The organism is Azospirillum brasilense (assembly GCF_022023855.1).
GTDB classification, from domain to species: Bacteria; Pseudomonadota; Alphaproteobacteria; order Azospirillales; family Azospirillaceae; genus Azospirillum; species Azospirillum brasilense_F.
In genome coordinates this window covers 117,501-130,452 of sequence record NZ_CP059452.1, presented here as the reverse complement: position 1 = coordinate 130,452, position 12,952 = coordinate 117,501, and the positions used below count along the sequence as shown (strand labels likewise).

8 protein-coding genes, 1 tRNA gene, 2 rRNA genes and 4 pseudogenes (1 of these 15 running past the window's edge) are annotated in these 12,952 nt (G+C 63.6%); 11 read left to right on the top strand and 4 right to left on the bottom strand.

Translation table 11 applies throughout. The features are described 5' to 3' along the window. The first annotated feature begins 9 nt into the window (after window positions 1-9). The 5 genes and pseudogenes from H1Q64_RS27215 (at window position 10) to H1Q64_RS27195 (ending at window position 3,930) form a co-directional block, all read left to right on the top strand. A complete protein-coding gene (locus tag H1Q64_RS27215) occupies window positions 10-303 on the top strand; it encodes an NERD domain-containing protein (RefSeq protein WP_237907545.1) in 294 nt (97 codons plus the stop codon). Window positions 304-640: 337 nt separating this feature from the next. Further along, window positions 641-916, top strand: coding sequence for a hypothetical protein (locus H1Q64_RS27210; protein WP_237907544.1), 276 nt, complete (start codon window positions 641-643; stop codon window positions 914-916). Then, complete coding sequence (locus tag H1Q64_RS27205; protein WP_237907543.1) at window positions 916-1,080, top strand: hypothetical protein; 165 nt, start codon at window positions 916-918, stop codon at window positions 1,078-1,080. Before H1Q64_RS27210 ends, H1Q64_RS27205 begins: the two co-directional genes overlap by 1 nt. 313 nt (window positions 1,081-1,393) lie before the next feature. Next, the gene (locus H1Q64_RS27200; RefSeq protein ID WP_237907542.1) at window positions 1,394-2,866 is read left to right on the top strand and encodes a helicase-related protein; all 1,473 of its coding nucleotides are present in this window, start codon (window positions 1,394-1,396) and stop codon (window positions 2,864-2,866) included. Next, window positions 2,758-3,930 (top strand): annotated as a pseudogene (locus H1Q64_RS27195) (IS256 family transposase). Before H1Q64_RS27200 ends, H1Q64_RS27195 begins: the two are co-directional and overlap by 109 nt. 125 nt (window positions 3,931-4,055) lie before the next feature. Here H1Q64_RS27195 and H1Q64_RS27190 read toward each other — a convergent pair. Then, window positions 4,056-5,268: pseudogene (locus tag H1Q64_RS27190) on the bottom strand (IS110 family transposase). 234 nt (window positions 5,269-5,502) lie between these two features. Between H1Q64_RS27190 and H1Q64_RS27185 the strand changes: the two are divergent. From H1Q64_RS27185 to H1Q64_RS27165, 6 genes and pseudogenes are all read left to right on the top strand, one after another. Then, window positions 5,503-6,348, top strand: a complete 846-nt coding sequence (locus tag H1Q64_RS27185) for an IS5 family transposase (RefSeq protein ID WP_237907541.1) — start codon at window positions 5,503-5,505, stop codon at window positions 6,346-6,348. Between the two features lie 123 nt (window positions 6,349-6,471). Continuing rightward, window positions 6,472-7,243: pseudogene (locus H1Q64_RS27180) on the top strand (IS630 family transposase); the annotation flags it as partial. A gap of 169 nt (window positions 7,244-7,412) precedes the next feature. After that, window positions 7,413-7,544 (top strand): hypothetical protein, encoded by a 132-nt coding sequence (locus H1Q64_RS33900; RefSeq protein ID WP_269145438.1) that lies wholly within the window; start codon window positions 7,413-7,415, stop codon window positions 7,542-7,544. A 33-nt stretch (window positions 7,545-7,577) separates the two neighbouring features. Then, window positions 7,578-8,669 (top strand): annotated as a pseudogene (locus tag H1Q64_RS27175) (IS5 family transposase). A 441-nt stretch (window positions 8,670-9,110) separates the two neighbouring features. After that, window positions 9,111-9,713 carry a hypothetical protein gene (locus tag H1Q64_RS27170; protein ID WP_237907540.1) on the top strand — a complete coding sequence of 201 codons (603 nt, stop codon included), beginning with the start codon at window positions 9,111-9,113 and terminating at the stop codon, window positions 9,711-9,713. Window positions 9,714-10,114: 401 nt separating this feature from the next. After that, entirely contained in the window at window positions 10,115-11,500 is a 1,386-nt protein-coding gene (locus tag H1Q64_RS27165) for an IS256 family transposase (protein ID WP_237907539.1), read from the top strand. Window positions 11,501-11,779: 279 nt separating this feature from the next. Here the strand turns inward: H1Q64_RS27165 and H1Q64_RS27160 are convergent. The 3 genes from H1Q64_RS27160 to H1Q64_RS27150 all read right to left on the bottom strand — a co-directional run. Continuing rightward, window positions 11,780-11,856 (bottom strand) — tRNA-Met (locus tag H1Q64_RS27160). A gap of 99 nt (window positions 11,857-11,955) precedes the next feature. Beyond that, window positions 11,956-12,071 (bottom strand): 5S ribosomal RNA (gene rrf / locus H1Q64_RS27155). 132 nt (window positions 12,072-12,203) lie between these two features. Further along, window positions 12,204-12,952: ribosomal RNA gene (locus H1Q64_RS27150) — 23S ribosomal RNA — on the bottom strand (it continues 1,996 nt past the right edge of the window).

Sequence of the window (12,952 nt, the reverse complement as noted above, 5' to 3'; positions counted from 1 at the left end):
GAGGTATTCATGGTCATGGTTGCGCAGCGCTGGTTGACGATCACCGAGTCCCCGTTCCCTTGGGAGCGCGAGGCCCTGGAGTTTCTGCGCGAGCGGCTGCCGGATCAGGACCCCTGGTACGCTTGGTCGAATGTCGAGTTCATCGATGATGACGGCAAGGTCAACGGGGTCCACGCGCCCATCCTGTCGCCGCACGGCCTGTTCCTGGTGGAGATCAAGAGCCGTCCCGGTCAGCTCGGCGGCGATCCCCACAGTGGACCTGGACCACCGAAGGCCGCCGCCGCACCGACGACAATCCGCTGATCCTCGCCAACCGCAAGGCCGAGCGTCTCGCCGGGCTGCTCGGATGTCAGGCCGCGGTCACCCGTGCCCGGTTGCGCCTGCCCTACGTGACGGCGGTGATCTTTCTGTCCGCCCCGGAGCTTGTGTGGCGGGTCGATCCGGCTACGGCGCTGTCCACCTTCGGGCCCCGTCCGTCGAAATGGGGTGGAGGCATCATCAACACCCTGACTGCCGGCCTGCCGTCGGCACCACCACGTCCCCCGGTGACCGCCGAACAGGCGCGCATGGTCTGCCGTGCGATCTCGGAGGCCGGCATCCGGCCCCGGCCCTGCGCGAGCGCCGCATCGCCGATTACGAGTTGACGCGCATTCTCGCCGAAGGCGACGGCTGGCAGGACTGGGCCGGCCGTCACGTGTCGCTGGGCGTTCCCCGGCGCATCCGCTTCTATCCCCACGCGGCGGCGGCTGGCGAGGAGGAACTCCAGTCGCTCGGCCGGCTGGCGGCGCGGGAGCTCAAGGTGCTGGAAGGCATCGACCATTCCGGCGTGCTTCGGGTGCAGGAGTACAAGGACACCGACCGCGGCCCGGCGCTGATCTTCGACTATATCCCGAATCGATCCGGCTCGACTTCCTGATGCACGAGCATCTGGAGCGGATGGGGGTGGACCTCAGGTTGCACATCCTGCGCCAACTTGCCGAGACGCTGAAGTACGCCCGTGGCAAGCGGCTCTACCACCGTGCGCACGCGCTCCAAAGCGTCCTCGTGCGCGACGTCGAGCAGCCCTTCCCGCGCTTGTAGGTGATGAACTGGCAGACGGCGGCGCGCGAGGCCACCACGACCGGCACCGTCCATGTCACCTCCGGGTCCACTCGTCTCGACAGCTATGTCGAGGACCCAGCCAAGGTCTACATCGCGCCGGAAGCGTTGAGCGGCGGGGCCCCCAGTCCGGCCCGCATCACGACGTCTTCTCGCTGGCCGCGATCGCCTTCCATCTGTTCACCGGGCAACCGCCGGCGGCCACGCCGCTCGACCTCGCGGCGCGGCTGCGCGCCAGCGGAGCTCTGCGGGTGCCGGATGTGGTGGACGGGGCGATGCAAAGAGCCTCGTCGATTTGATCCGCACCGGTACCCACCCGGAGGTGCCGGCCCGTATCGCCTCGATGGGCGTGTTGCACGCTTTCGCCGGGGATGACCATGGCTGGCACCTGCTGGCGGTGGCCGAACGGCTCTCCCGTGTCGCCGGGCGGCCGGTCCAGCGCATCGGCCTGTCAGCCACTGTCGGCAATCCGGATGTCCTCCTGGCGTGGCTGTCGTGCGGCGAGGACGGCGATGTGGTCGGTCAGCCGGGACCGCCGGCTGGCGGCGAGGTGATGCTCGATCATGTCGACTCCCTGGAGAGCGCGGCGACCGTGCTGTCGCGGGTCCATCGAGGGGAAAAGCGGCTCGTCTTCTGCGACAGCCGCAGCAAGGTCGAGCGCCTGGGGGCATTGCTCCGAACCGCAGGCGTGCGGACCTTTGTCTCGCACAGCTCGCTCGGCATCGACGAGCGCCGCCGCTCGGAGGAGGCCTTCGCCAGCGGTGACGACTGCGTCATCGTCGCCACATGCACCCTGGAACCGGGGATCGATGTCGGCGACCTTGATCGGGTCATCCAGATTGACGCGCCGTCGAGCGTATCGTCGTTCCTCCAACGCATTGGGCGCACGGGGCGCCGCTCCGGTTCCACGCGCAATTGCCTGTTCCTGGCGACGTCCGAAAGCGCGTTCCTTCAGGCCGCCGGTGTCATCCGCCTGTGGGGCGGCTGGGTCGAGCTGGTGGAGCCGCCCCCGGACCCGTTGCACCTCCTTGCCCACCAGGTGATGGCCCTGATTCTCCAGGAACGGGGATTGGCGAGAGGAGATTGGCGGGGCTGGCTCGGCCGCGTGTTCGCCGGCATCCATGATCAGCATGCCTGCTCCGTCGTCGATCATTTGTTGGAAAGCGGCATCATCGCGGATGACGGTGGCATCCTCGGCATGGAACCGCGCGGCGACCGCGAGACTGGCCGCCGGAACTTCATGGACCTGATGGCCGCCTTCACCACGCCGCTGCTGCTGTCCGTGCGTTTCGGTGCCGCGGAGATCGGTCAGGTCGATCCCACCAGCCTGCAACGGGGCGAGGGCGAGGGCGAGGGCGCCACGCTGCTGTTGGCCAGTCGAAGCTGGCGTGTCATCGCTGTGGACTGGACACGCCGTCTCGTGTCCGTTGAGCCGTCGGGCGAGGTTGGGCGGTCGCGCTGGATGGGCGGCGCCCGCAGCTTGGACTTCGCCCTCTGCCGGGCCATGGAGCGGGCGCGGTGGGCCATGCGGTTCCGGCCAAGCTGTCCAAGCAGGGCGACACCTGCCTGGAGTCGCTGCACAAGGGGTATGCGTTCTGCGAGGGAGTGTCCGGAATTTCGTGCTCGGTGGGGTTATCCTGAAGCGAAAGGAGCCCCTGCATGGCACAACGCAAAGAGCCCGTTATCCCGGATGCCATCCTCGCCCAGTTGCTGGCCGATACTGATGCCAAGACGGCGTTCGATCCGAACGGCCTGCTCGACCAGTTGAAGAAGGCGCTGACGGAGCGGGCGCTGAAGGCGGAGCTGGATCATCACTTGGCCGGTGACGAGAGCGGCAACCGTCGCAACGGCTACGGCCGCAAGACGGTGTTGACCGAGGGCGGGTCGATGGACTTGTCCATTCCACGCGACCGGACGGGAACGTTCGACCCGGCACTGATCGCCAAGTACCAGCGGCGGTTCCCCGGCTTTGACGAGAAGATCATTTCGATGTACGCGCGGGGCATGTCAACGCGGGAGATCACCGGGCACCTGCGGGAGCTTTATGGCATCGAGGTGCCGGCCGCCCTGATCTCCACGCTGACGGACGCAGTGATCGAGGAGGTGACAACCTGGCAGAACCGGTCCCTGGAGGCAATCTACCCGCTGGTGTTCCTGGATGCCATCCGGGCCAAGATCCGGGATGAAGGCTTGGTGCGCAACAAGGCCATCCACGTGGCGATTGGCGTGCGGGCCGACGGCGCCAAGGAGGTGCTGGGCCTGTGGATCAAGCAGAACGAAGGCGCCAAGTTCTGGCTGCGCGTCCTCAACGAGTTGAAGAACCGGGGCGTAAGGACATCCTGCTGGCCGTGGTCGATGGGCTGAAGGGCTTTCCCCGAGGCGATAGCCGCCGCCCATCCCGAGACGATCGTCCAGACCTGCATCGTCCACCTGCTGCGCCACAGCATGGAGTTCGCGTCCTGGAAGGACCGCAAGGCCATCGCCGCCGCGCTGAAGACGGTCTACGACGCCGTCGATGACAAGGCCGCCGAGGCGGCCCTGACCGCCTTCGAAGACGGAGCCTGGGGCGAAAAGTATGCGGCCATCGGCAAGGCATGGCGGCGGGCGTGGCAGGAGGTCATCCCATTCTTCGCCTTCCCCCGCGAGGTCCGGCGTATCCTTTACACCACGGATGAGATTAACAAATCCCGAGGTGACCCGGCCTGCCGACAGCCTTCTGCACCCGCGACCGTGGTCTGGGCCTTCGCAAGTATCGGGTCGCTTCCCGACATTCGGGACATGAATGCCCCTCCGCGCGGCGCGGTGCCGCGGTCAAGCCCCGCAGCCGCGTAGCGGTGCGCCTTTGGCGCAGGGCTTGACGGCAAGCCGTGCCGCGCGACCCTTTCTTCGTCCCAAGGGCGGGCTGATCTTGCGCTCAGCGTGTAGGTGTCATCGGTGGCGATTCTCCGTCACAGCTCTCACGCGGGTGCTGCTTTTGCTGCTGGCGGCGCTGTCTTGGGACGGCGCGGCTGCCAGTGGCTGACGAACTCCTCGTAGGCCTGTTGGGCTTGTTCCGCCATAGCGATCTCGTGATCGCGCAGCTCCTTGACGTTGTAGGCGTAGGCCGTGCCGCGTCGGTTTCCCTTCCTCATCGGCGCGCCCGCGTGCAATTCCATGGCACGGGTCTTGTGGGCGACCAGTGCCGGCCGCGCCCATTGGTAATCGGCGTCCTTAGTCAGGAGGTGCCGGCACAGAACCGCCAGCTTGCGGGCCACCGCCATCGCCGCCACCTGATGGCCACGACGGGCGCGGATGCGCAGGAAGAACGCTCGCAACAGCCCCGGCGCCTTGGCCGCTGCCTAGGCCGCCTCGACCAGCAAGGCACGGGCATGGGGCCGCCCCGCTTGCTGATGCGGCCGTATTGGGCGAGCCCAAGGCCGGATTGGTGAACCCGGGGGTTGAGCCCGACGTAGCTCACCAGATTCTGCGGGCTGTCGAAACGATGGATATCGCCGATCGCGGCAAGCGGCCCGGCGGCGACGGTGAGGTTGACGCCGGAGATCGTCAACAGTCGCCTGACCGCGGGATCGTCGCAGAACGCCTGGGCGACTTCGCGGTCAAGCACCTGCAGATCCTCGCACAACCGATCAAGTTCGCGCAGATGGCGCTCGATGGCGGCCCGTTCGTCCTCGGGAAGCGGCTGGCGCGCCAGCCAAGCCCGTCCCCGTAAGCCGAACAGGTCGGCGTGCGGGCACGGCGGAATCAGATGCGCGTGCAGGATCGCGTGGACCTCGTTCTTGATCCGTGTGCGGTACCGGACCACTTGGTTGCGCCGGGTCATCAGGCGGCGGCGCCGCTCGGTTTCGGCGGCGGGCAACCAGACCTCGGGCAGGATGTCGGCGGCCCGCAAGGAGGCCAGCACGCCGGCGTCGATCTTGTCGGTCTTGACGTGGGCGTGGCGATCGCCTTGACCTCCAGCGGATTGGCGATGATCACGCGCGCCACGAAAGGCGAGAGGATGCGGACGACGGCCATGCTGTTGCCGGTCGCCTCGACGACGACCTCGTCCTCCTTGGTCAGCAGGTGGTCGAAGCCTTCCAGGCCCGAGCGGGTCATGTCGACCCGTCCGGCTGGGCGCAACCGGCCTTCCTTCCAGAACACGACCTTGGCAAAGGTGCGGAGGATGTCCATTCCGACAATGCGTCGCATGATGGCTCTCCCTCATAAACGGCGGGAGCGGCGGGCAACACGACAACTACGGATCCGCGCCCGCAGCGCCACCGGGTGAGTCGCAGGGGCGGCCAGCTACTAAGAGGCAGTTGAGAAGAATAATAAGAAAATACAGCATCAATGCTGACTCGAAACGCGCGCCCCAAATGATCTGTTGATCAAGCATGCAGAGTCGGCGCCTTGGGAGGAGATCGCATGCCCCCGGACCGTTACCCGACAGACTTGACCGATGGCGAGTGGGCGGTCGTCTCGAAGCTCTTCACGAAGAGTGAGCATCGCGGAGCGCAGCGCAAACACGACCTGAGGCGCATCATTGACGGATGTTTGTATGTCCTGCGTGGCGGCATCGCTTGGCGCATGATGCCCCACGATCTGCCGCCTTGGACGGACGTGTACGATCACTTCCGCCGCTGGCGCAAAAGCGGGAAGTGGGAACAGGTCAATGCGGCGCTGCGCGAGCAGTATCGAACGCGGCGTGGCCGCAAAGCTCAACCCACGGCGGCGGCGATCGACAGTCAATCGGTGAAAACAACCGAATCCGGCGGCCCGCGCGGGTATGATGGTGGCAAGAAGATCAGTGGACGGAAACGGCAAGCTCTGGTCGACACCGAAGGCGACGTTCTGAAGGTGCGGGTGCATCCGGCGGATCTTCATGACAAGGCCGGAGGAATGCTCCTACTGGCGGGCTTGCACCTGTGGTTTCCCGCGATCCAGCTGGTCTGGGCCGACACGCATTATCAAGGCCTGAAGACCTGGGCCAAAGACCGGCTCGGCTGGACCATCGAAGTCGTCAAGCATTGGTGGACCGGTATTCAGGGCTTTTGGCTCGCCCCTGGCCAGGAACCTCCCGAAATTCCCAAAGGCTTCCATGTTCTGGCGCGCCGCTGGGTCGTGGAAAGGACATTCGCGTGGCTTGGCAGACATCGCCGTTTGTCAAAAGATTACGAGCGCCTTCCAGAGTCGGAGGAGGCATTCATTTACATGGCGATGAGCCACATTCTCGTGAAGCGCCTCGCGCGTCCGCCATCGCATTTGCACTGAATTTCCTCGGACTTCTTCTCAACTGCCTCTAATACCAAGTCCTGTGGATTACGACTCATGCAGCGATTGCCGGAGGAGCGTGCCGCATGATTCACCGCAGAGACCACGGTGACGAGGTCCACGATGGCCGCTCCGGTTCCGCTACGCAGTGACTACGATGCCGCCGCCCTGCGTCGGCTTGCCCGTGCCTCTCACGATGCCGGCCAAGTTCGCCGGCTGCTCACCCTTGCGGCGATCTACGACGGAGAACCGCGTTTTGCTGCAGCGCAGATCGGCGGGGTCGGCTTGCAAACGGTGCGCGACTGGGTGCTGCGTTTCAATGACGCGGGACCGGCGGGCTTGCTGACCGGCAAGGCGCCGGGCCCGCAGCCGCGCTTGGCCGACCATCACCGGGCGGCCCTGTGCCAGGTCGTCGAGGATGGACCGATCCCGGCGGTGCATGGGGTCGTACGTTGGCGGATTGCCGACCTGCTGCACTGGCTCTGGAACGAGTTCCGTGTAACCGTCTCCAAGCAGACGCTGAGCCGGGAACTGCGCGCTCTGGGTTTGCGCAAGCTGTCGGCCCGCCCCCGCCACCACGCCGAGGATCCCGGCGCCGCCGAGGCGTTCAAAAAAACTTCCCCGCCCTGCTGGCGCAGATCGCCGCGCACGAGGCCGCCGGCAAGCCCATAGAAGTCTGGTGGCAGGACGAGGCGCGTGTCGGCCAGGAAAACAAGATCACCCGTCGTTGGGCGCGCCGGGGCACCCGACCGGCGGCCCAGCACGATCAGCGCACGCGCTCGGCGCGATCTGCCCAGCCCAGGGCAAGGGCGCGGCCCTGGTGCTGCCGCGCTGCACGAGTGAGGCGATGGCGCTGCACCTGGAGGAGATCACTCGCGCCGTGGCCCCTGGCGCCCAATGCCGGGTCACGTCCCTGAGCGTGGTGTAGGAACTGTGGGGAACCGGCCCGCCGAAGCGCCCCCAAAGCTGGCGTAGGCGGGCCGGTCGTCCACAGCGGGGCGGTCATCGTGGGCCTTCGGTAGAGTCTGGTCACCACACCTCAACCCGACCGAAGGGTGACCACGATGACCGTCGAGATGATGGCGTTTCGCGCGCTGCTGGAGAAGTGTCCTGACACCGACGTGCTGCGCGAGATGATCGGCTTCGCGGCCGAGCGGATACCTCGAAAAACGGTAGCGCAGTCGGTGTTCCCGTGATTCCCTTGGTTTGAAGTGGGATGTGGAGGGAGCATGGCTGGGCAACCTGGACTGTTCGATCTGCAGGATCGCTACGCAGAACTGAGCAAGAGCGGCGATCCGCTTGAGCGGCTGCTGTCAATGGTGGACTTCGAGGTTTTCCGCCCGACGCTGGACGCGGCCTTGGGGCGCAAGGATCGCTCCCGGGGTGGACGGCCGCCGCTGGACGCGGTGATGATGTTCAAGATCCTGGTGCTGCAGGCGCTGTACGGCCTGTCGGACGAGCAGGCGGAGTATCAGGTGCGCGACCGGCTGTCGTTCATGCGGTTCCTCGGTTTGGGATTGGGCGACCGGGTTCCGGACCGGACGACGATCTGGCTGTTCCGCGAGGCGCTGGTGACAGCGGGAGCGATGGAGGGTCTGTTCGCCCGCTTCGACGCGGACCTGAAGGAGCGTGGCTACTTTGCTCTGGGTGGCTAGATCATCGACGCTTCCATCGTGGAGGCGCCCCGGCAGCGGCTGACCCGGGAGGAGAAGCGCCAGATCCGTGACGGTGAAGACCCCCCGCCCTGGCCGCCGGCCAAGGCGCGCCAGAAGGACACACAGGCGCGCTGGACGGTGAAGCGGGGACGGGTCAAGGCGAAGCCGGGGCCGACGCTCGACGGGTCCGAGGCGCGCATGGTGGAGGGACTTCTGATCCCGGCGTTCGGCTACAAGTCGCACATCACCATCGACCGCCGGTTCCGTCTGATCCGGCGCTTCATCGTCACCGACGCGGCGCGGCACGACGGCGCGCAACTGCCGGGCCTGCTCAACCCGGACGCTTTCGACAGCCGGGTATGGGCGGACAGCGCCTACCGCTCGAAGACCAACGAAGCGGCCATCACGGCGGCGGGGCGCCGCAGCATGGTGCATTTCCGCAAGCCGAAGGGCCGGCCGATGCCGGAGCCCCACCAGCGTGCCAACCGCGCCCGCTCGGCGGTGCGCTCGGCCGTCGAGCATGTGTTCGCCGACCAGAAGGCGCGCATGGGGCTGTTCATCCGCACCATCGGCCTCGGCCGCGCGACGGTGAAGATCGGCATCGCCAACCTCGCCTACAACTTCCGACGCTTGGCTTGGCTTGAGGGGCGAACTGCGCCCGCATAGCGCCAAAACCGCTGCATATTTCCGCATTCTCGCACGAAATTGGTACTTCGGCGGCCAAAATCGCCGGATTCTCATCGGGGCACACCCTTTCAGCGGCTTCAACCGTTGATCAAGGCCGGTTTATCGAGGTGTTCAACTGTCTGATTCAGCGGTTCGCCATCAGCGTAGTGAACACGTTGCTGTCGCGAACGTCCTCGCCGGTCGGAATGAAGTTACCAGTTTGCCAAGCAGCCGGCGGCGCGGATGCGGATCTTGGTCGAGAAGTTCAGGCTCGAGCGCTCCAGCGCCTCGCCGTTGATCGCTCTTCGCTGGTCCTCAGGGCGCCTCATTATCAAATGCGAGGATCAATTCGCTGCGGAAGCGTTGGAGATTTCATGTATGCTACATCTGCGTATCATTGTGCCTGTTGGAAACATCCTTTAGCTGAATAGGAATTATTAAATGGCAAAGAGGGATGATAATCACAGCACTGGAGATCGAGCTGATCTGCGTACACAGGCAGAATTCGTAGAGCTTGGATATGCATGCAATCCAATTTCTAAGGATTATGGAGAAGATTTCTTTGTAGTAATGCACGACAAAGTTTCTAAGATCATTGAGCCGTTTCGAATATTTGTTCAGTCTAAAGGCACGACAATCCCAGAAGATGTGCCTTCTGATTGGACGGAGTACATAGATCCTCTCACTGTAAGGCAATGGATCCTTGGCAGTGATTTGGTCGTTGTAGTTCGCAGGAACATAGAAACGCGCGAGGCGCGGTATACAATACCTGAAATTGATTATAGCTACTGGGACATTTATAGCCACTGCACTGGTGGTAAAGATGTTCCGATTCGCTGTCGCATACCTTTTGAAGCAAGCACTCCTCACGAGTTGGTATGGCATGCTAGAGTGCGCCATTATATGAGACTGTTTGCTCTGACGCTCAAAGATGAATCCGAGTGGAAAGATGTTCCAGGGTATAAATTGTATTTACTTGAGCTATTTTTAAGAATGGGACTTTTAAGTGAAGATGAAAGCTATCACTTTCTGAAGGGGCGCTAGAGCTTCTCTATGAATCAATTTCTAAGGTTAAGGAAGAATTCACTGAGGATAAAGATGATATGACTGTATTTGAGCAGATAGTTTTTGCTGCAAGCGCTTGTGTGGTGCACGATAGAATCAGACAACTTGCCCCTCATTCTTATATTACAAAGAATTTTATGGAGCATGCTGGAGATGTATTTTTTAGTATAGCTAAATCTTCTGGGCTATTGGATGAATAAATTGGTTCCAATTATGTTTTGATTTGCACTCCCAATGGTTCCCGGCGGTGTAGGAGGTTTCGAACCTGGGCGGCTCCCCAGCAGCCGCCCCTTGGCGTTGACACCTGGATACCTCGAAAAACGGTAGCGCAGTCGGTGTTCCCGTGATTCCCTTGGTTTGAAGTGGGATGTGGAGGGAGCATGGCCGGTCAAGCTGGGCTGTTCGATCTTCAGGACCGCTATGCGGAGTTGAGCAAGAGCGGCGATCCGCTTGAGCGGCTGCTGTCAGTGGTGGACTTCGAGGTTTTCCGCCCGACGCTGGACGCGGCCTTGGGGCGCAAGGATCGCTCCCGGGGTGGACGGCCGCCGCTGGACGCGGTGATGATGTTCAAGATCCTGGTGCTGCAGGCGCTGTACGGCCTGTCGGACGAGCAGGCGGAGTATCAGGTGCGCGACCGGCTGTCGTTCATGCGGTTCCTCGGTTTGGGATTGGGCGACCGGGTTCCGGACCGGACGACGATCTGGCTGTTCCGCGAGGCGCTGGTGACAGCGGGAGCGATGGAGGGTCTGTTCGCCCGCTTCGACGCGGACCTGAAGGAGCGTGGCTACTTTGCTCTGGGTGGCCAGATCATCGACGCTTCCATCGTGGAGGCGCCCCGGCAGCGGCTGACCCGGGAGGAGAAGCGCCAGATCCGTGACGGTGAAGACCCGCCCTGGCCGCCGGCCAAGGCGCGCCAGAAGGACACACAGGCGCGCTGGACGGTGAAGCGGGGACGGGTCAAGGCGAAGCCGGGGCCGACGCTCGACGGGTCCGAGGCGCGCATGGTGGAGGGACTTCTGATCCCGGCGTTCGGCTACAAGTCGCACATCACCATCGACCGCCGGTTCCGTCTGATCCGGCGCTTCATCGTCACCGACGCGGCGCGGCACGACGGCGCGCAACTCGGTACCTCGGAGGCCGAAACTTTCTGGACCGAGTTCCTGCGCAAGCTGAAGCGTCGTGGGCTGGCCGGGGTGAAGCTGGTGATCTCCGACGCCCACGAAGGCATCAAGGCCGCCGTGTCCAAGGTGTTCCGCGCCACGTGGCAGCGCTGTCGGGTACACTTCATGCGCAACGCGCTGGCGCATGCCGGCCGGAGCGGCCGGCGCGTGGTGTCGGCCTTCATCGCCACTGCGTTCGCCCAGGATAACGCCGGCGCCGCCAAGGCGCAGTGGCGCCAAGTCGCCGATCAGGTCCGCCCCAAGCTGCCCAAGTTGGCCGCCCTGCTCGACGAGGCCGGGGAGGATGTGCTGGCCTTCATGACCTTTCCCAAGGAGCATCGGGCCAAGATCCACAGTACGAACCCGCTGGAACGGTTGAACGGAGAGATCAAGCGGCGCACCGAGATCGTCGGCATCTTCCCCAACGAGGCGGCGATCACCCGGCTGATCGGCGCCATCCTGCTCGAACAGAACGACGAATGGGCCGTGCAGCGGGCGCGCTACATGACCCTGGAAACCATCGCTCCACTGCGCGATGATCTCGTCCTCACGTTGCCTACTGCGGCCACGTGGCCCTCTCGGCCAGACCTGCCGGAGACCAGATGAACGCCTCGGCTCTTACACCACGCTTCGGGACACGATCAGGCAAAAAAATGGCGTTCCTCGGCGCCCGAGCCCTCGATTTCGACTGAAAGGGCGGAAGTATGCAGCAGCCTTGGTGCTAAAACGGCACAATTCACCCCCCCAAAACCGGAGCCAACATCCGAAATTGTCGACGAGGCTGGCGATGCGGCCTCATGACCCGAAGCGCCTTGATCGGATCTGCGGTCAGGAAATGCGAAAGGCCGGTCCCGAATGGGAACCGGCCTTGGCGAACAGGTGATTTGGTTGCGGGGGCAGGATTTGAACCTGCGACCTTCAGGTTATGAGCCTGACGAGCTACCGGGCTGCTCCACCCCGCGGGTGTTGGGCTGCTGGGAACCGGCAGTGCAATGACGATTGTCGAGTGTGGTTGAAACCCATCCATCCAAGTCCTTGATGGCTTGGCGTGTGCCGTGGTGACCTGGCGGCGACCTACTCTCCCACGTCTTAAGACGCAGTACCATTGGCGCTGAGGCGTTTCACGGCCGAGTTCGGAATGGGATCGGGTGTTGGGAGCCTCGCCATGACCACCAGGTCACCAAGGCACACGCGAACCATCCGGACCGGACGGGCGGGTTTCGTTAAGTGAGGACGTCTGCGTTCTTGGTCTTGCGGTGTTGGCTCGTGCGCCCAGGGCTTGCCGCTGCGCGCGGGCATCCTGCTGGGAAGGATCAAGCCGATCGAGCGATTAGTAAGGCTCAGCTTCAGGCGTTGCCGCCCGTCCACATGCCTCCTATCGACGTGATGGTCTGTCACGGCTCTCAAGGGAGTTCTGGTTTTGAGGTGGGTTTCCCGCTTAGATGCTTTCAGCGGTTATCCCGTCCATACTTAGCTACCCGGCCATGCCACTGGCGTGACAACCGGTGCACCAGAGGTATGTCCATCCCGGTCCTCTCGTACTAGGGACAGATCCTCGCAAAACTCCGACACCCACGGCAGATAGGGACCGAACTGTCTCACGACGTTCTAAACCCAGCTCACGTACCACTTTAATCGGCGAACAGCCGAACCCTTGGGACCTGCTCCAGCCCCAGGATGTGATGAGCCGACATCGAGGTGCCAAACGACTCCGTCGATATGGACTCTTGGGAGTCATCAGCCTGTTATCCCCGGCGTACCTTTTATCCGTTGAGCGATGGCCCGTCCACGTGGGACCACCGGATCACTATGGCCGACTTTCGTCTCTGCTCGACTTGTCTGTCTTGCAGTCAGGCGGGCTTATGCCATTGCACTCGTCGAGCGATTTCCGACCGCTCTGAGCCCACCATCGCGCGCCTCCGTTACACTTTGGGAGGCGACCGCCCCAGTCAAACTACCCGCCATGCAGGGTCCCGGCTCCGGATCGACGGAGCGCGGTTAGATGCCAGAGACCTCAAGGGTGGTATTTCAAGGATGGCTCCGCCCGAGCTGGCGCCC